The sequence below is a fragment of the Microvirga massiliensis genome, assembly GCF_001006805.1.
GTDB lineage: Bacteria > Pseudomonadota > Alphaproteobacteria > Rhizobiales > Beijerinckiaceae > Microvirga > Microvirga massiliensis.
The window spans coordinates 800873-818440 of the sequence record NZ_LN811351.1 but is presented as its reverse complement, the minus strand read 5'-3'; the positions used below and the strand labels follow the sequence as shown (position 1 = coordinate 818440).

Genomic DNA, 17568 nt, shown 5'->3' with positions numbered 1-17568 from the left:
CGGGCGTGGGTTCTGCACTACTCCGTTTCCGGCCATGCTCTCCGCGCCCTCATGCTCTCTTCGTCATTCCGAACGACGTGAAGCAATCCAGGCCACCATCTCAGAATGAATGGCTTCATCTGAGACTCGCACGGACGAACCGAATCACCCTCTCGTATTGGTTTGCTTCGCCGACGGCTCACGATAACGAAACGAGTCGTCGACATTGCCCTCGGCATGATCCCGAAACAATGCCGCCCTGACCACCAGCATCAAGGTGACGGGCGTGGTCACGGTCACGAAAATCAGGATGAGGATCTCGTGTAGCACGGGCCGCGTCTGCACAGCCGAGAAGAAGATCATGCTTCCGATCAAGACGAAAGCCATTCCGAATGTCGTACCGAGTGTCGGAGCATGGACGCGCTCATAGAACTTTCCAAGTCGCAGCAGCCCTAGCGACCCCGTGAATGCCAGCCCTGCACCGAGCAGAACGAACAGTGCCGTGAGGAGCGCGGCCCAGGCCGGGAGTTCCATGCCGGTCGTCATTCGATCACCTCCCCCCTCATCAGGAACTTGGCCAATGCTACCGTCCCGACGAAACCGATCAGGGCAATGACGAGCGCTGCCTCGAAGTAAAGATCTCGGCCGGATTGGATTCCGATCGTCAGCAGAAGGAGCATGGCGTTGACGTAGAACGTATCAAGGCCGACCACCCGGTCCTGTGCTCGCGGCCCCCACAGCATCCGGAAAGCAGCGCAGCTCATCGCCAGCGCGAGCATGACCTGCGCGATGCCGAGCGACCAGAACAACACGAATGCGCTCATTCGAAGATCTCCAGCAGCAGTCGCTCGTAGCGGCCTTTGATGGTTGCGATCCAGGTACTCTCGTCAATCAAATCGAGAACGTGAATCATCAGGGTCCCGCGAACGGGATCGAAACGCACCCAAAGGGTGCCCGGCGTGGACGTGATGATGCAGGCCAGCACGGCGAGTCCATACCGATCACGCAAGTCTAGCGGGATGTTCATGAACCCGGATGTCACCTCCCGGTGCCGCGGACCGAGAATGATCCGCGCCACGGCAATGTTGGATCGGGCTATGTCCGCGATCACGAGCCCCAGGAGCCGGATGATTGCGCCAGGGCGCCGGATCCTGGCTTTGGCCGGCTGCAGCGCCGTCATCGACCAACCGCCGAGCACTGCCAGCATGCTGCCAAGCAGCACTTGGCCAACGGAGAGGCTCTGATTCAGCAACAGCCACAACCCCAGAAGGCATGCTGACACGAGCGGGAAAGGCAGCAACCACTTCACGGGCGGCTCCGGCTGCTCACGTCCTCCGCGCCCGGTGCAGTGAGCACGCTGTGGACGTAATCCTGACGTGCATGGATCGCCCCGGCTGCCGCCTGCATGTAGCGCATCGCCGCCTCTGCCTGGGCGGTCAGCGTCATGCATGCGAGCAACAGGACGATCACCGGCGCGATCTCGATCAAGCGCACCCTTGGAACGCTGCGCTCAAGCGGCATCCAGAATGCACGAATGCCCGCTCGGGTCATCGCGATCAGGGTCATCAGGCCGGTGAGGATCAACAGCACGAGAAGGGCCCATGCAGTGACGGGAAGGCTATCGCCTGCCTCGTGCCCGGGCGGGTTCAACAACTCGGTCAGGACCGCGAACTTGGCGATGAAACCCGAGAGCGGAGGCAGCCCTGCGAGCACGAGGGCGCAGCCGATGAAGCACAGGCCAAGCACTGCCATGGTCGCGGGAATCGCGATCCCGATTTCATCGGCCATCAGCGGATCTTCCTCGTCGTCCCCGTAAGCCTCTCGCGTGACGGCAAGCACGTCCGCTCCCGGATCGCGGCCCCGTTCGACGAGTTCGATCAGCAGGAAGAAGGCGCTGATCGCAAGGGTCGAGCTGACCAGGTAGAAAAGCGCGGAACCGATCACGCCGACCTGATCGGTTGCGATGGCCGCCAGCACCGTTCCCGAGGAAACCAGCACCGAGAATCCGGCGAGCCGTCCCATATCTTGCGAAGCGAGCACGCCGATGGCACCGAAAATCATCGTTGCCATGCCGATCGACAGCAGCAAACTGCCGCCGAATTCGGCCGAGACGCCACTGTCCGCGCCGAAGAAAAGAAGCCACAGCCGCAGAATGACGTACACCCCGACCTTGCTCATGATCGCGAAAATGGCAGCTACCGGTGCGGCAGCTGCCGAATAGGTCGTCGGCAACCAGAAGCTCAGCGGCCACATGCCTGCCTTGACCAGGAACGCGATCCCGAGAATGGCCGCGCCTGCCTCCAGGAGCGCGCGGTCCCCGGGCTGGACCTCCGGGATCCGGACGGCGAGGTCCGCCATGTTGAGTGTTCCCGTAACCCCATAGATCAGGCTGACCCCGATCAGGAAGAGGAGCGACGCACTGAGGTTCACGGCGATGTAATGCAGCCCGGCCCGCACGCGGGCAACGCCCGAGCCGTGCAGCACGAGCCCATAGGAGGCAGCCAGCAGCAACTCGAAAAAGACGAAAAGATTGAAAAGATCCCCCGTCAGGAAAGCCCCGTTCAACCCCATCAGGAGGAATTGAAACAGGGAATGGAAATGCGCGCCCGCCCGGTGCCAGCGCGCGAGGGAGAAGACCGCGGATGCCAGGGCGAGCAGGCTCGTCAGGACGAGCATGAGAGCAGACAGGCGATCTACGACCAGTACGATGCCGAACGGAGCCGGCCAGTCCCCGAGCCGGTAGACGCCAACCTCGCTCGCCATCCCTGCCGGTGCCGCGTCGGACGCTTTCAGAAGCGCAATCGCCACGCCCAGGAGAGCAAGAACCGATCCCAGATCGATCGCTCCCTTCATGATACGATGGCGTTCATTGATGAGCAGCATCACGGCGCCCGCCACCATGGGCAGGACGATCGGTAGGATCATCAGGTGATCGATCCGGCCCATCACACCTTGTCCTCAGCGCCGTCGACGTGATCGGTGCCGGTCAATCCACGCGAGGCGAGCAGCACGACCAGGAACAACGCAGTCGTTGCGAAGCTGATCACGATCGCGGTGAGGACCAGTGCCTGCGGAAGCGGATCGGCAAAGAAGGCCGGATCACCGACCTGGCCCTTCTCCAGCACGGGCGGCACGCCGGTGCGGAGGCGTCCCATGCCGAAGATGAAAAGATTCACGGCATAGGACAGAAGCGCCAGACCAATGATCACCTGGAACGTGCGAGGTCGCAGAATCAGCCAGACGCCGGAACCCGCGAGCACGCCGATGGCAAGAGAGAGCACGAGCTCCATCACCTTTCCTCCGTTGCGGCCATAGCGGGAGCACGGAGGCCCGGGGCCCGGTGGCTGCGGATCGACTGATGGGCGAGTGCAACCAGCATCAATGCCGTGGCGCCGACGACGAGCAGCAGGACGCCGAGATCGAAGGCGAGCGCGGATGCGACCGGAACCTCACCGATGACAGGCAGGTCGGCATAGGTAAAATACGAAGATAGGAACGGGTGAGAGAACAACCAGGAACCTGCCCCGGTGCCGACCGCCAGGAGGAGTCCGACTGCTATCCAGCGCACAGGTCGGACGCGAAGCCGCGATTCGACCCACCGGATTCCGCCGGCCATGTACTGGAGGATGAGCGCGACTGCCATCGTGATTCCGGCCACGAAACCGCCGCCTGGGAGATCATGCCCCCTGAAGAACAGGAATACCGCGGTGATCCCTACGAAAGGAAACAGGATCTGCATGATCACCGCCGGAATCGCGAGATAATCGGCAATGGTGTCGCCGACGGCGCGCTCCGGATGCGCTTCGTCCTGTGCGTTTTGCAGGCGCTGCTGCTCCGGAATCTCGATGCTGTCGGGAGCCGGGCGGAAACGGCGCAGGAGCGCGAAGACTGTCAGGGCAACCACGCCGAGGACCGTGATCTCGCCCATCGTGTCAAACCCGCGAAAGTCTACCAGGATCACATTGACGACGTTGGTTCCACCGCCTTCGGTGTAGGCACGCTCCAGGAAGAACCTCGAGATGCTGTCGGGCGCCGATCGAGTCAGGATCGCATATGCCAGGATCGAGAGGCCGCCCCCAGCCGTCGCGGCAATGGCCAGATCGCGAAACCGGCGAGCGCGAGTGATTGCGCTGACACGTAATTCCAAACCGGCCTCTTCGATCCGCTTCGGAAGCCATCTCAAGCCAAGCAGGAGAAGGACCGTCGTCACGGTCTCGACGACGAGCTGGGTCAAAGCAAGATCGGGAGCGGAGAACCAGATGAAGGTGATGCAGGTGGTGAGCCCGGCGCCACCCATCAGGACGAGCGCCGCCAGCCGATGGAACTTGGCTAGATAGGCGCTGCCGACGGCGCAGGAGATACCGACTGCCCAAACCAGTGCGAAGGCCGGATCGAGGTCGGTGAATCTGGCACGAGCGAGGTCGAGCCCATGCCGGTAAACCGGCCACACGGCAACGATTATCGCGACACAAACGAGGAGACTCATCTGGGGTTGGAGGCGATTCGTCCCGAGAATTTTCTCCAGCGACCTCGCCCAACGCCATGAGATCGTAACCATCACGGAATCGAAGATGCGCTGGCCATTGAGACGGCGCACCAGCGGCGGACCTTCGATGCCGCTCTGGAGATAATTCTGCAGGGACCGATAGAGCACGACCCCGCCCGCCATGGCGACCACGCTCATCAAGAGCGGCAGCGTGAAGCCATGCCAGATAGCCAAGCTGTAGGTCGGAGTCAGAGCGCCGAGCACCGAACGGACTGCAGTATCCAAGAACGGGCCAATGGTGATGCCCGGAATTATCCCGACGATAAGACAAACCACCACGAGAATTTCGACCGGGAACCGCATCCAGCGTGGCGGCTCGTGAGGCTCACGCGGCAGATCGACTGGAGCGGGACCGAAGAAGACATCGCGGATGAAGCGCAGCGAATATGCCACCGTGAACATGCTGGCGAGAGTCACGAGATAGGGAAGCGCGTCATCGAGAAGCGACCCGTTGTGGTTTTCGATCGTCTCCGCAAAGAACATCTCCTTGGAGAGGAACCCGTTCAGGAGCGGAACGCCGGCCATCGCCGCCGCAGCAACCATGGCGAGATTTCCCGTATACGGCATGAAGCGCCACAACCCGCTCAGGCGCCGTATGTCGCGCGTCCCGGTCTCGTGGTCGATGATGCCCGCCGCCATGAACAGCGACGCCTTGAACGTCGCGTGATTCACGATGTGGAAGACCGCGGCGACCAGTGCGACCGGCCTGTCCAGTCCGATGAGCAAGGTGATCAGCCCGAGATGACTGATCGTGGAATACGCCAGCAGTCCTTTGAGATCCTGCTGGAAGACGGCGAAGCAGGCGCCGAGCATGAATGTCGCGAGGCCTGCGGTTCCGACGATCCAAAGCCACTCGTCCGTGCTTCCCAATGCTGGCCACAGACGAACCAGCAGGAATACGCCAGCCTTCACCATGGTCGCCGAGTGCAGGTAAGCCGACACGGGCGTCGGGGCCGCCATGGCCTGCGGCAACCAGAAGTGAAACGGGAATTGCGCGCTCTTGGTCAGGGCTCCCAGGAGCACGAGAATCAGGGCGGCCAAATAGAGCGGGTGCGAGCGAATCCGATCACCGGACATAAGCACCGTGTCGAGATCGTAGCTGCCAACGATGTGGCCGAGCACCAGCACGCCCGCGAACAGGCAAAGGCCTCCCGTAGCCGTGATCGTCAGAGCCATTCGGGCCCCGTCGCGGGCACTTGCCTGCTGATGCCAGTAGCCGATCAGGAGGAAAGAGAAGAGGCTCGTCAGCTCCCAGAAGAATACGAGCTGGATCAGGTTTCCCGAGAGCACGATCCCCAGCATCGAACCCATGAAGGCCAGCAGGAACGCGAAGAAGCGCGGCACCGGATCCTCGGGTGACATGTAGTAGCGGGCATAAAGCACCACCAGAAACCCGATGCCGGTGACCAGCACTGCGAACAGCCCGGCAAAACCATCCAGCCTCAGTGTGAAGTTCAATCCGAGCTGAGGCAGCCACTCGGCGTCGTAGCGGATCGATCCGGCATCGACGACGGCCGGATAGAGCATGAACATCCCGACCACGCCGGCGAGCGCGATCGTGCCGGCCAGCCATGCTTCCACGTTGCGGGCGTTGGTCGGAAGGAGCGCGGCGACAAAACTCCCTACGAAGGGGAGGACGAGCACTGCCAGCAGAATGGTGCCATGGTTCATCGACGGTTTCGCTTACCTCCTCGCGTGCCGGACGGTTGCGTGATATCGCCCATTATGGTTGATTTCGTCCAGAACCGGCAAGGTGCCGACCACCATTTTTCAGGTGTGAGATGAGGAGCCTGTGCCCTGAACAATGCCGCGCCGCACGTGGCCTTCTCGACTGGTCACAGGAGCGTCTTGCTGCCGCAGCCGGAGTGTCACGGAGCACGATCCGTGATTTCGAGTGCGGCCGCCACGAACTGCACCGTTCCACCGAGGCGCTCCTGGTCAATGCGTTCGAAATGGCGGGGGTTTGCTTTCTGCCATCCGGTCATCAGGGGCCCGGCGTCCGCCTGCAGAAGTGTCCCGCCTCAGGAGATCCCGGAGCCTAGTTTGTAACTCCACCCGGTGCCTCGGCAAGGATGAGGAGCGCCGACAGGATCTCTCGAATCGTGCGGCAATAAATCCGCGGAGCCATGCAGCGCTCCGGCGTCGAGAAGCCCACGCTATTCCGCCAGCCCTGGCTCAGGCATCGAGCGCCCGTGACGGCATGGCCCTCGCCTACGGATGGATCTGGATCGCCGGCGCGCGCGGGATCTCGACCGGCGGCGGAAGCGACGGCAGAGCAGAAGGCTCGCTCTGACCAGCCTGCGGACCATTCGTCTCGCGACGAGCGCGCTCAGCCTCCTCGGCGGCCCGCCGTGCCGCATCCTGCCGGGCGCGCTGCTCGGCCTCGAGCCGCGCCGCCTCGATCCGCGCTCGCTCGGCTTCCGCACGAGCCCGTTCGGCCTCTTCGCGAAGGCGTGCCTCTCTCTGGGCCTCCTCGAAGGCCTGAAGCTCCTTGGCCCTCTGGCGCTCGTAATCCAGTCTCTGCTGCCGGCGGCGACGCTCGTTGGCATCCGCCTCGAAGGCCTCGACCCTCTCGAGCTCCCGCTGCAGGACAATGGCGGCTAGGCCGTTGGCGAGCGAAGAGATGTCGAGTTCACGACGCGGCTCCGCGAGCGTCCCCTTCCAGGAAATCGACACGGATGGCGGCGCCCCAGTCCAGCGCTTCGGCGCCGAGCGACCCACCAGCGTGCCGCGGCTCTCGAATGTCAGGGAGCGGAGATCGAATGTGATGGCTCCCTGCCAGGAGCCGTCCGATGCATCGAGGGAGACTGGCGACAGCCTCAGGCTCCCGCCGATGATCGATCCTGGTACGGTCGTCGGGCCGGCAACGAGGTCACCGCGCGCGAGTTCTTCTTTGACGACTGTTTCGGCACGTCCGATCGCCAATGGGTCGTCGTCGGCGAGAAGGCGTTCGAGGGAGCGCCCGAGCGCAGCCGGATCGGCGTTCGGCACTTTGACGTTGTGCAGATGCAACTCGCCGGAGCCCCCGAGATTGGCGACCAGAGCCGCGGTGCTCTCCCCGGACGAGCCGAAGCGAAGACTGGCCGAGAATCGTGCCTCGAACGGCGCCTCGCCCGCCAATACCGCAAGCGGAATGTCGCGGACTGCGCCCTCTCCCAGGAGGGATGCCTGGCTGCCCTGGCGCGTGACATTGAAGGAGCCCGTCAGGATTCCGTCGCCGAGGCTTGCAGTCAGATCCCGGATCCCGAGGCCCTCCCCGGTGAGCGCCAGCGAGAAGCCGGCATTCTGGACCGTCAGGCCGCGGCCGAGCTCGAATTGCCGCACGCGCATCTGCACCTGGCCGCCGGTGAGCAGGCGACCGCTCTGGCCGAACCGCGCCGACGACCAGACCGCGTTGGAGCTCGGGCCGGGCGGCGCGTTCAGGGCGAGCGCCGATACCATCCACGGTGCTGACAGCCGGTCCAGGGCCAGGGAGCCCGAGAAATCGGACCGGGAGCGCGCGGTGACGCGAGCCTGAACGGCCTCCCCGGCAACGCGCCCTTCGGCGGTAATGAGATTGGTGTCCCGTTCCCGACCGAGCGTGATCCTGAGGTCGACCGGCACCGGCGGCTTGACGCCGGCTCCGTCGCCGAGAAGCACGAGAAACGGCGTCACGTCGGCCGTCGCAAACTGAGCCTCGCCGCTCTCGACAACGTCGTCACCAACACTCAATGCAAAGGGGCGCGTGGTGGTGACGCGCACGCCGCCGATATCGCCCGAGACGGAGAGGTGGAAATGGCCGGAAGGCACCCGCGATCCCGTCAGCGTCACCGACGAGGCACGGCGCAACGCCGGTGTGTCCGGGCGCCCGACCCAGGTACCGGTATTCTCCGTCGCCAAGCGCAGATCGAGCCGCTCGGTGAGGCCGTCCACCGTATAGACCTCACCGTCGAAACCGCCGCCGGCGGCACGCCCGCGCGCCGTCGTCCGCAGGCGCAGTTCCGATGAGCCGGGCTGCGGCACGGCCCTCTCGGTCAGGATGTCGAGATCGAGAGCGCCTTCCCGGAGGAAGTGCGGGACGAGCTTGGACACTCCTCCGATCCAGACGCTCCCGATGAGGTCGACGAGCGGCGCCGCGCGTTGTGCTGTCACCTTCCCGGCGATCCGTCCCGATCCATCCGGGAGAATGCGGCCGCTGACGCGGGCATTGGCTCCCGCAAGATCGACGATCTCGAGCGTCTCCACGCGGAGCGCAGGACCATCGGACGCAATTCGCGCCGTGATGCGCCCTGCGCCACGCTGCTGGCCATAGCTCACATCACGGGCTTCGAGGACGATCGAGACGTCGAGGTTCTCGGTTGCCTCGAACAGGCTCGAAACGCGCGGCAGTTGTGCGAGATCGAGGGCCCGAATGGCGACCTGGGCCTCGAGCCGCCCACGTGCGCCGCTCGTCCCCGGCTCGATCCTGGCATTTCCGGTAAGCACCGCATCGCCGGCTCGCAAGCGCAGGTTTCGCAGGGAGGTGACCTGTGCTCCGACCAGAATGTCGGCAGAGGCTTCGACAGGGCGGCCATCGAGGAACTCCAGAATCGGGTTGCGCACGCCGATGCGCGCGAGCGTCCGCGCGAGTCTGTCGGAGGCCTTAGAGCTCAGGGAGATGCCGCCGTTCATCCCCCCTTCCGTCGTCAGTCCAGCATCGCCGGTTACGAGAACCGTCGTTTCGCCTGGCCCCGCGAACGAGAAGCGCTCGACCTCGACCCTGCCCTGCTCGAGGCTCAACCGCGCGACCACTTCGGTGAACTCTTCCTGCGCGAAACCGATGCTGTCGAGCGAGAGATCGAGATCGATTGGCACCCGAACGGGAGGCGGCGCCCATCTCCCAACCCGCTGGATGAACTCCCGGCCGCTGGCAGACAAAAGGAAACTGTCTGCATCGAGGCGCCGCCCCGCGAGCTTGAGCGCAATCCGGGGCTCTGCGAGATCGACTCGTCCCGTTCCGGCGAGGCGCACGCTCGCGCCGCCCTCCCCGGCCTCGAGACTCACGGCTTCGAGCTGCAGGACAGATTCCTCCGTTCGGAACGTCGCGTCGATCGCGACCGGGATCGGGATTCCCGCGGCGGCCACTTGCGCCGGCGGACCGAACAGAATCTTCGCCTTGCCGTTCACACCCATGGTCACGCCGCCGGAAGCAAGCGGCTCGAAAGCGAGGCGTCCGTCGATATCGAACCGAGGTGCCGTGTCTCCGCCGCCCGACAGTTTCACCGAGAGGCTGCGATCTTCTCCGAGCGTGCCGGTGACGAGGCGGAACGGGAGGCCGGAGGTCGTTCCTTCGAGACGCCAGGGGCCGGCGAGCGTCTGACCCTCGATGGCAACGTTCTCCGCGTAGAGCTGATCGGTGCGGCCCGTGGCAGGAACATGCGTGGTGACGAGGAGCTGATCCACCCGCAGGCTCTCGACGGCGACCTCGCGCGCAAGCGGGTGCGCCTGCGAGAGTCCGCCCCCAGGCAGATGCCATACTCCGGCTCCGGTAATCGGGATATGCACATCGGCCCGTCCGATCCGCGTCTCCGTGAACCGCACCTCACCCCGCAGCATCGGCGAGAGCTGGAACTCCGCGCTGACGTCGTCGGCGCGCAGATTGGGGCCTGCACCCGCACCATTCAGATGAAGGGTCTCGAGGCGGATCCGCGGCAGAGGAAGAAGCCTCACCTCGATCGCACCCTCGGTACGAGCGGTCAGCCCGGCAGCCCGGGAGATCGCCCGATCGATCTCGCTCCGATAGCTTTCCCACGGCAGGAAAGGCGGCGCGACGACCGCTGCGGTCAGTATGACGATCAGAATGGCAGCAAGGACGGTCAGGATGTCGCGCAAGGGAACACCTATTCTCCGCCTTCTACCGAAGACCCGGTTCCGGCGCGACTGGCTCCTGCACCCAGCCGGGGCGCGTCAGACACTGAAAATCTTGCCCGGATTCATGATGTTGTGAGGGTCGATGGCCCGTTTCAACGTGCGCATGAGATCGAGTGCGACCGGCCCAAACTCGGACTCCAGAAACTTCATCTTCTTCTGCCCGACACCATGCTCGCCGGTGCAGGTCCCCTCCATCGCGAGGGCGCGCTCCACGAGACGATCGACGAAAGCGATCCCGGCTTCGACTTCGGCCGAATCATCCATGTCGATCAGCGGCTGAACGTGGAAGTTGCCGTCTCCGACATGGCCCACGATGGGCGCTATGAGCCGGGAGGCTGCAATATCGCGCTTCGTCTCGTCGACACATTCCGCGAGCCGGGAAATGGGCACGCAGACATCGGTCGCGAGAGGCTTGGCTCCCGGACGAAGGCCGTTGGCCGCCCAGTAGGCGTTGTGCCGCGCCGTCCAGAGACGAGTCCGCTCCTCGGCCTTCGTGGCCCACTCGAAAGGTCCGCCGCCAAACTCCTCGGCGAAGGCTCCAAAGCGTTCCGCCTGCTCCGCGACGCCGGTTTCGGTGCCATGAAACTCGACGAGGAGCAGAGGCTTCTCCGGAAGATCGAGCTTCGAGTGGGTGTTGCACGCCCCCACCATGACTTCATCTAGCAGTTCGATCCGAGCGATCGGAAGCCCGGACTGGATAGTCATGATGACTGCATCGCAAGCCGCCTTGACGCTTGGGAATGGGCAGATTCCCGCCGACACGGCTTCGGGCAGCCCGTGCAGCCGGAGCGTCACCTCGGTCAAAATACCGAGCGTGCCTTCGGAGCCGACCAGAAGGCGTGTCAGGTCATAGCCCGCAGAGCTCTTGCGAGCCCGACGAGCCGTCTGAACGATATCGCCATTCGGCAGGACTGCCCGTAAGGACACGACATTGTCGCGCATCGTGCCGTAACGGACCGCGTTGGTGCCCGAGGCGCGGGTCGCCGCCATTCCGCCCAGCGATGCATCGGCGCCCGGGTCGATCGGGAAGAACAGACCCCGGTCCCGCAGGAACTCGTTGAGTTCCTTCCGGGTCACCCCGGCCTCGACCGTGCAATCGAGATCCTCCTCGTGAACGTGGAGGATCCGCTTCATGCGACTGGTATCGATCGACACGCCGCCGAAGGGAGCATTCACGTGCCCCTCGAGCGAAGAGCCGATGCCGAATGGGATCACCGGCACCCGCGTAGCGGCACACAGCCTCACGATCTCGGAAACCTCCTCCGTGGTCTCAGGGTAGACCACGACGTCCGGCGGCTGGTTCGCGAGCCAGGTCAGCGTATGGCCGTGCTGCTCACGCACGGCCGCGGATGTGACGGTACGGCTGCCGAAGCGACTCTGCAGCTCGGCGACGAGGGATTTCAGGGTTGCTTCGCTTGGCCGCTCGAGCGGCGCGAGATGGGGGGCGTTCATGTCGGTTCAGGAGGGAAGAGGTTGCGGCACCTTGGACTTTTTCAGCATCCGATGCAAAGCATAGCCCGTCGCGACCAGCTGCCGCGAGCGATTCCGGGGTGAACCTTTTTGTGCCTCGTGGTAAACAGAGGCGGGACAATTTCCGCTGCTGCCAGCCGAAGGAGCGCCGATGGCAGAGGACAGGCCAACCTCGATCTTCTTCTTCGCACCCTTTGTTTCCTCGAGGATGCGCGTCGAGCCGGCTTGGCTAGACTATAACGGCCACCTGAACATGGCCTATTTCCATGTCCTGTTCGACAGAGCCGTCGATGAGGGGTTCGGCATCATCGGGCTTGGGCCGGACTACGTACAGGAGCGGAAGGCATCGTTCTTCGCAGCCGAGACGCATACGGTCTATCGCCGAGAAATCCATCTCGAGGACGAGATGCGCGTCACGCTCCAGCTCATCGATTTCGACGAGAAACGGCTCCATTTTTATATGGAACTCCGCCATGCGGCCGAAGGCTGGGTGGCGGCGACCTCGGAGAACCTCGCTCTTCACGTCGACATGGAGAAGCGAACGGTCGCACCATTCCCCGACGACATTCTTTCGAACCTCGCCGTCATGAAGGCTGCGCATTCGCGGCTGACCCGGCCGATCAATCTCGGCCGAGTGATCGGGGTGCCAAAGCGATCGGGTGCCCGCGAGGCACTTCTTGCTGCAGGAGCCTGACACCGAACACCGAGCTATCGGCATCGCGGCGTGCTCGGCGCCCATTCACGCGGCGTGATTCGCGTCAGCAGCCCGCTGCGCCCGGAGGACATCCCCGGGACACGCCCGGCCCGGTGATCGAGGGAAAGTTCTGGCTGCGATTGAGATCCTGCCGGAGCTGGTTGAGCTCGAACTGCCCCTGCTGCTGATTCCTCAGTTGCTGCTGCTGCCGCTGCATCGAGCGATTCAGATCCTGGACCTGGTTTTCCGAACGGCTCGATCCGGGGATGCGCAAGCCCTGTGCCGCAACAGGACTCGCCAGACAGGCGAACACCAATATGGTCAAGATTGCACGCATGTGAACCTCCAGCCGGCTCCGCTTACAAATCCACCCATCCGGGCGGGTTCCTATGTACCGGCGCGCCTATCGGATTCCATATGGGGAGGTTGCGGGCTTCGCACCATGTGCAATCGCCTCGCCGAGCCGCCGGGGCCAGGATAGCACACTCGACGGCGTTCGCCTTTTGATCCATGGTCCGCCCAATGAATCATCCCGATCCTCGTTCCCTCCCCGCCGATCTACGGCACGAGCCGGTGGCCGGCGGCCTCGGCGATCGCGCCCGTCTGCGCGCCCTCCCCGGCTACCTGGCCGGGCTCAACCCCGAGCAACGGGCCGCCGTCGAAGTTACCGAGGGTCCCGTTCTCGTCCTCGCCGGCGCGGGAACGGGGAAGACCCGTGTGCTGACGACACGGATCGCCCATCTGATCGCGACCGGTCGCGCCCGTCCCTCCGAGATCCTGGCGGTGACATTCACCAACAAGGCCGCCCGCGAGATGCGGGAGCGCGTCGCCGTGCTCGTCGGCCCTGCTGCGGAAGGAATGCAGTGGCTCGGCACGTTCCACTCGATCGGCGCCAGGATCCTGCGCCGTCACGCCGAGCTCGTCGGATTGAAGCCGAGCTTCACCATTCTCAGCACGGACGATCAGCTTCGACTTCTGAAACAGGTCATCGAAGCGGAAGGCATCGACGAGAAGCGCTACCCCGCGCGCCAGCTCGCAGGGCTGATCGACGGTTGGAAGAACCGCGGCCTCGGGCCCGAGCAGGTGCCGGCCGGAGAAGCAGGCGCATTCGCCCAAGGGCGAGGCGGGCGACTCTATGCCGCCTACCAGGACCGCCTCAAGACCCTCAATGCCGCCGATTTCGGAGATCTCCTTCTCGAATGCCTTCGCCTCTGGCGCGAGCATCCGGATGTTCTGCGCGAGTATCAGCATCGCTTCCGCTACATGCTCGTCGACGAGTATCAGGACACCAACGTTGCGCAGTACCTCTGGCTGCGTCTGATCGCCCAGACCCGGCGCAATCTGTGCTGCGTCGGCGACGATGATCAGTCGATCTATGGATGGCGTGGCGCCGAGGTCGACAACATTCTCCGCTTCGAGCACGATTTCCCAGGTGCGACGGTCGTCCGGCTCGAGCGCAATTATCGCTCGACAGGTCACATCCTCGGCGCTGCGTCCGCGCTCATTGCTCACAACGAAGGAAGGCTCGGCAAGACGCTCCGCACGGAAGACGTCGTGGGAGAGAAGGTGTCGATCACGGGAGCGTGGGACTCGGAGGACGAAGCACGTCTCATCGGAGAAGAGATCGAGGCGCTGCAACGCCAAGGACATCCGCTTTCCGAAATCGCGATTCTCGTGCGGATCTCCGCTCAGATGCGCGAAATCGAGGATCGCATGGTGACGCTCGGCGTTCCGTATCGCGTCATCGGCGGCCCTCGCTTCTACGAGCGGGCGGAGATCCGCGATGCCCTCGCCTATCTTCGTTGTACAGCGTCTCCTCTGGACGACCTGGCCTTCGAGCGCATTATCAACGTGCCTAAGCGCGGCCTCGGGGACGCGACGCTGCAGCAACTCTACAATCACGCACGCTCCGCCCGCGTCTCGCTGATGGAAGCGGCGCGCTTCATGGTGGAGACTGATGAGCTGAAACCCAAGCCGCGCGCCACTTTGCGCGGGCTGCTTGCAGATTTCGCGCGCTGGTCGAAACTCATCGAGACCATGCCGCAATCGGAACTCGCAGAGATCGTGCTCGAGGAATCCGGCTATACCGATATGTGGAAGCGCGATCGGTCCGCGGACGCCGCAGGCCGCCTCGACAACCTGAAAGAGCTCGTACGCTCCCTCGAGGAATTCCCCGACCTGCAGAGCTTCCTGGAACATGTTTCACTCGTGATGGATGCGAGCAACAGCGCGTCGGGCGACCTGGTCAGCATCATGACGCTGCACGCTGCGAAGGGACTCGAATTCGACACCGTTTTCTTGCCGGGGTGGGAAGAGGGCCTGTTCCCGAACCAGCGGGCGCTCGACGAGAACGGCCGGGCCGGGCTCGAGGAAGAGCGGCGCCTCGCCCATGTCGGGCTGACGCGCGCGCGTCGTCGCGTAAAGATCTACTTCGCAGCCAACCGGCGCATTCACGGGATGTGGAACTCCACCTCCCCGAGCCGTTTCATGGATGAACTACCCGGAGAGCATGTCGAGGTCCTCGACGCTCCGGCCACTTTCTCGGGCAGCTACGGATCCCGGTTCGACAATCTCTCTCCATTCGGCTCGACCTACCAGACGCCCGGATGGCAGCGGGCTCAGGCGAGGCGCTCGGGCGTCGGAACCGACAGACGCGACGCGCGCAGCACGCAGCGCGGCGGCATGGTCATCGAGGGACAACTCCTCGCCCGATCCTCGGGAGAGCCATCCAGCTTCGTTGCCGGGGCACGGGTGTTCCACACCAAGTTCGGGCTGGGCACCGTCGCGAGCGTGGATGGAAACAAGCTGACGGTCGACTTCGACAAGGCCGGGCGCAAGCTCGTGCTCGACAGCTTCGTAGAATTGCACGGCTGAGATCGTTTCAGTTCGTCGACTCGCGGCACGATCGTCGCTTCTGTGTGCACGCATCTGCATGCGCCGAGAATTTTAGCGTTGAGCAAGGTAAGCTAAGCCGTTTTCTCGTGGCGGCACTGACGAATCTATGCAGCAAGCTCTGCCTTAACGGGACGCCCGAATTTATCGACACAATTCGGTCAATAGTCGATCGCGCGGAACCGTTGGCGCATGCACAGGATGAAGCCGCATGCTTGCGCGATCGCTTGCCCACCGTCGTGCAATCGACAGGAAGCTGAGCTATTTCCGATCCGAAAGCGGAGACGATGGGAACACTAACGCTTGTTCCGACTTGATCCTGCGGCTTGGTGCGCGGGGAGAGTTGGATGCCGTACGATGATCGGAACTCGTTCGGATCACGCCGGGTCCTCATATCGATTGCGATCCTGTCGGCCGCATCTGTCGGAACTGCCCTCGTTGCACTGGAGGTCCGCAGCCGCAACGTCGGAGCATCGAGTACGGTCCGAAGCTGCGACGTCATTCCCGACAAGCCCTGGTGGCGTTGGGCTGCGTGCACCAGCACACCGGTCTCGAACCGCGACGATGCAGATCTTCCGGGGAGTGCCACAACCACGTCCTCATTAGCGCGCGCGTCCGATACCGCGCGCCTTCCGGAGAACTTTGCGGTCGACTGGTCCGATCTGGCGCGGCCGTTCGACAGCGGCGCTCCACGTTCTGGGGCTGCGCGGGCCTCGGCTCCTGCTTCCAAGCCATCGAAGGACGAGCGCGCCGCGACCCGGGTGGACTTCCCGAAATCGGATGCGGTGCCACCGACAGAGACGATCGGAGTCGCAGCGCTGCAGCAGGTGGAGAGAGCTGCGGGCTCGGCTCCGGGGCAGATCGCCGACGAGACCCGCGCCGCGTATCTCCCGGATGCGTCCGGGTTGATCGTCGTTGCCGAAACGCAGGCCCGACTGAGTTCTCTCTCCGAGCTTGCCACGCTGCCGAGCGTTCCGGACGCTGCGATGGTGCTGGCCTCGGCCTGCAATTCCGGTTCCTGCGGCGAAGTTCCGAGCGTATCCGCGAAGGAAATCGGCGCAGGTGCGATCTCGATTCCGCTCCCGCCATCCGTTCCTATGCCGGAGATTACGCCTGCGGACCTCGTCGCTTCCATCCTGACGCTGGCCCTTCCCCCTGAAGTCCCGGCACCGACGGTTCCCGTACCGGCCATAGAGGTCCCCCTGCCACCCGCCGTTCCCACTCCGACGATCTCGCCTGCGCTGGCAAGGGAGGCGCCAATGCCTCCTGCGCGCCCGGCATCGGCCGCTCCGGCTGCGTCGGCGAGCAAGCCAGCCGAAGAGGCAACCCAGACGAGCGTTCGCGGCCGTGAGAAGGCTGGCGTACAGCCTGCTGGGCCACGCGCCGCCGAGCCAGCCGGAAAGCGCGCGGCCGAGCCTCGTAGCGCTAAAAGTGCAGCACGCGCCGAGGCTCGTGCTGCTCAACGCGCTGCTCGCGAGGCCACCCGTGCGGAGGCACGCGCCGCCCAACGAGCTGCACGCGCTGCGGAGACTCGGGCTGCGCGGGCAGCTGCGGCCCGGCAAGGCGTCGCACGGGATCCCTTCAGCGAGTTTGCCGCAGGCCTCGCTCGCGCCTTCGGGCTACAGGACGCGCGACCTGGGGCAGCCCCGAGCCGAAGTGTCGGCAGCGGTGTCAGGGGCAATGGACGCGCCGCCAGTCCTGCCGGCACCGCAGGGCGTGGCCAAGGCTATGGCAGTACCGGCCCCTCTGGAGGTCAAGGTCGTGGGCAAGGCCTGGGCGGCGGATTCGGCAACTATGGCGGTAGCTTCAGCGGATCGAGCGACCGTAGTGGCTACGGCGGCGGCTTCAGCAGCAACGGCAACGCAGCCAGCAACGGCGGTCGCGGTAGTGATCGTGGAGGTGACGGGAGCCGCGGCAGCGACGGGGGCCATGGCGGCGGAGGTCCCGGAGGTGGCGCTGGCGGAGGACATGGCGGCGGCGGTGGGAACGGCGGCGGCGGAAACGGCGGCGGCGGTGGGAACGGCGGCGGCGGCAACGGCGGCGGCGGCGGTGGGAACGGCGGCGGCGGCAACGGCGGCGGTGGGAACGGCGGCGGCGG

General features: G+C 64.5%; 12 protein-coding genes and 1 pseudogene. 4 read left to right on the top strand and 9 right to left on the bottom strand.

Going from position 1 to position 17568, the window contains the following annotated elements; genetic code table 11:
* Nucleotides 1–144: 144 nt before the first annotated feature.
* Genes mnhG through BN1233_RS08785 form a run of 6 tightly spaced genes read right to left on the bottom strand, consistent with a single transcriptional unit; the run spans nucleotide 145 to nucleotide 6196 of the window.
* Nucleotides 145–525 (bottom strand): monovalent cation/H(+) antiporter subunit G, encoded by a 381-nt coding sequence (gene mnhG / locus BN1233_RS08810; RefSeq protein ID WP_046863071.1) that lies wholly within the window; start codon nucleotides 523–525, stop codon nucleotides 145–147.
* On the bottom strand, nucleotides 522–803 hold the full coding sequence (locus BN1233_RS08805) for a K+/H+ antiporter subunit F (protein ID WP_046863070.1): 282 nt from the start codon (nucleotides 801–803) through the stop codon (nucleotides 522–524). The genes mnhG and BN1233_RS08805 overlap by 4 nt, the downstream gene beginning before the upstream one ends.
* Entirely contained in the window at nucleotides 800–1288 is a 489-nt protein-coding gene (locus BN1233_RS08800; protein WP_046863069.1) for a Na+/H+ antiporter subunit E, read from the bottom strand. The genes BN1233_RS08805 and BN1233_RS08800 overlap by 4 nt, the downstream gene beginning before the upstream one ends.
* A complete protein-coding gene (locus BN1233_RS08795) occupies nucleotides 1285–2925 on the bottom strand; it encodes a monovalent cation/H+ antiporter subunit D (RefSeq protein ID WP_046863068.1) in 1641 nt (546 codons plus the stop codon). Before BN1233_RS08795 ends, BN1233_RS08800 begins: the two co-directional genes overlap by 4 nt.
* On the bottom strand, nucleotides 2925–3269 hold the full coding sequence (locus tag BN1233_RS08790; RefSeq protein ID WP_046863067.1) for a Na+/H+ antiporter subunit C: 345 nt from the start codon (nucleotides 3267–3269) through the stop codon (nucleotides 2925–2927). Before BN1233_RS08790 ends, BN1233_RS08795 begins: the two co-directional genes overlap by 1 nt.
* Nucleotides 3269–6196, bottom strand: coding sequence for a monovalent cation/H+ antiporter subunit A (locus BN1233_RS08785; RefSeq protein WP_046863066.1), 2928 nt, complete (start codon nucleotides 6194–6196; stop codon nucleotides 3269–3271). Before BN1233_RS08785 ends, BN1233_RS08790 begins: the two co-directional genes overlap by 1 nt.
* Before the next feature lie 110 nt (nucleotides 6197–6306).
* Between BN1233_RS08785 and BN1233_RS44515 the strand changes: the two genes are divergently transcribed.
* Nucleotides 6307–6567: a helix-turn-helix domain-containing protein gene (locus BN1233_RS44515; RefSeq protein WP_046863065.1), complete on the top strand. Its 261-nt coding sequence runs from the start codon at nucleotides 6307–6309 to the stop codon at nucleotides 6565–6567.
* 169 nt (nucleotides 6568–6736) lie between these two features.
* On the opposite strand, the gene BN1233_RS08775 is transcribed toward BN1233_RS44515, so the two are convergent.
* Nucleotides 6737–10375: an AsmA family protein gene (locus BN1233_RS08775; RefSeq protein ID WP_048709616.1), complete on the bottom strand. Its 3639-nt coding sequence runs from the start codon at nucleotides 10373–10375 to the stop codon at nucleotides 6737–6739.
* Between the two features lie 75 nt (nucleotides 10376–10450).
* Entirely contained in the window at nucleotides 10451–11866 is a 1416-nt protein-coding gene (locus BN1233_RS08770; RefSeq protein WP_046863064.1) for an FAD-binding oxidoreductase, read from the bottom strand.
* Between the two features lie 169 nt (nucleotides 11867–12035).
* Between BN1233_RS08770 and BN1233_RS08765 the strand changes: the two genes are divergently transcribed.
* Nucleotides 12036–12578: a thioesterase family protein gene (locus BN1233_RS08765; protein ID WP_046863063.1), complete on the top strand. Its 543-nt coding sequence runs from the start codon at nucleotides 12036–12038 to the stop codon at nucleotides 12576–12578.
* A gap of 64 nt (nucleotides 12579–12642) precedes the next feature.
* On the opposite strand, the gene BN1233_RS08760 is transcribed toward BN1233_RS08765, so the two are convergent.
* Entirely contained in the window at nucleotides 12643–12915 is a 273-nt protein-coding gene (locus tag BN1233_RS08760) for a hypothetical protein (RefSeq protein WP_046863062.1), read from the bottom strand.
* Between the two features lie 173 nt (nucleotides 12916–13088).
* Here BN1233_RS08760 and BN1233_RS08755 point away from each other — a divergent pair, with 173 nt between their 5' ends.
* Nucleotides 13089–15452: a DUF3553 domain-containing protein gene (locus BN1233_RS08755; protein ID WP_082145271.1), complete on the top strand. Its 2364-nt coding sequence runs from the start codon at nucleotides 13089–13091 to the stop codon at nucleotides 15450–15452.
* A gap of 365 nt (nucleotides 15453–15817) precedes the next feature.
* Nucleotides 15818–17568 (top strand): annotated as a pseudogene (locus tag BN1233_RS49545) (hypothetical protein); the annotation flags it as partial.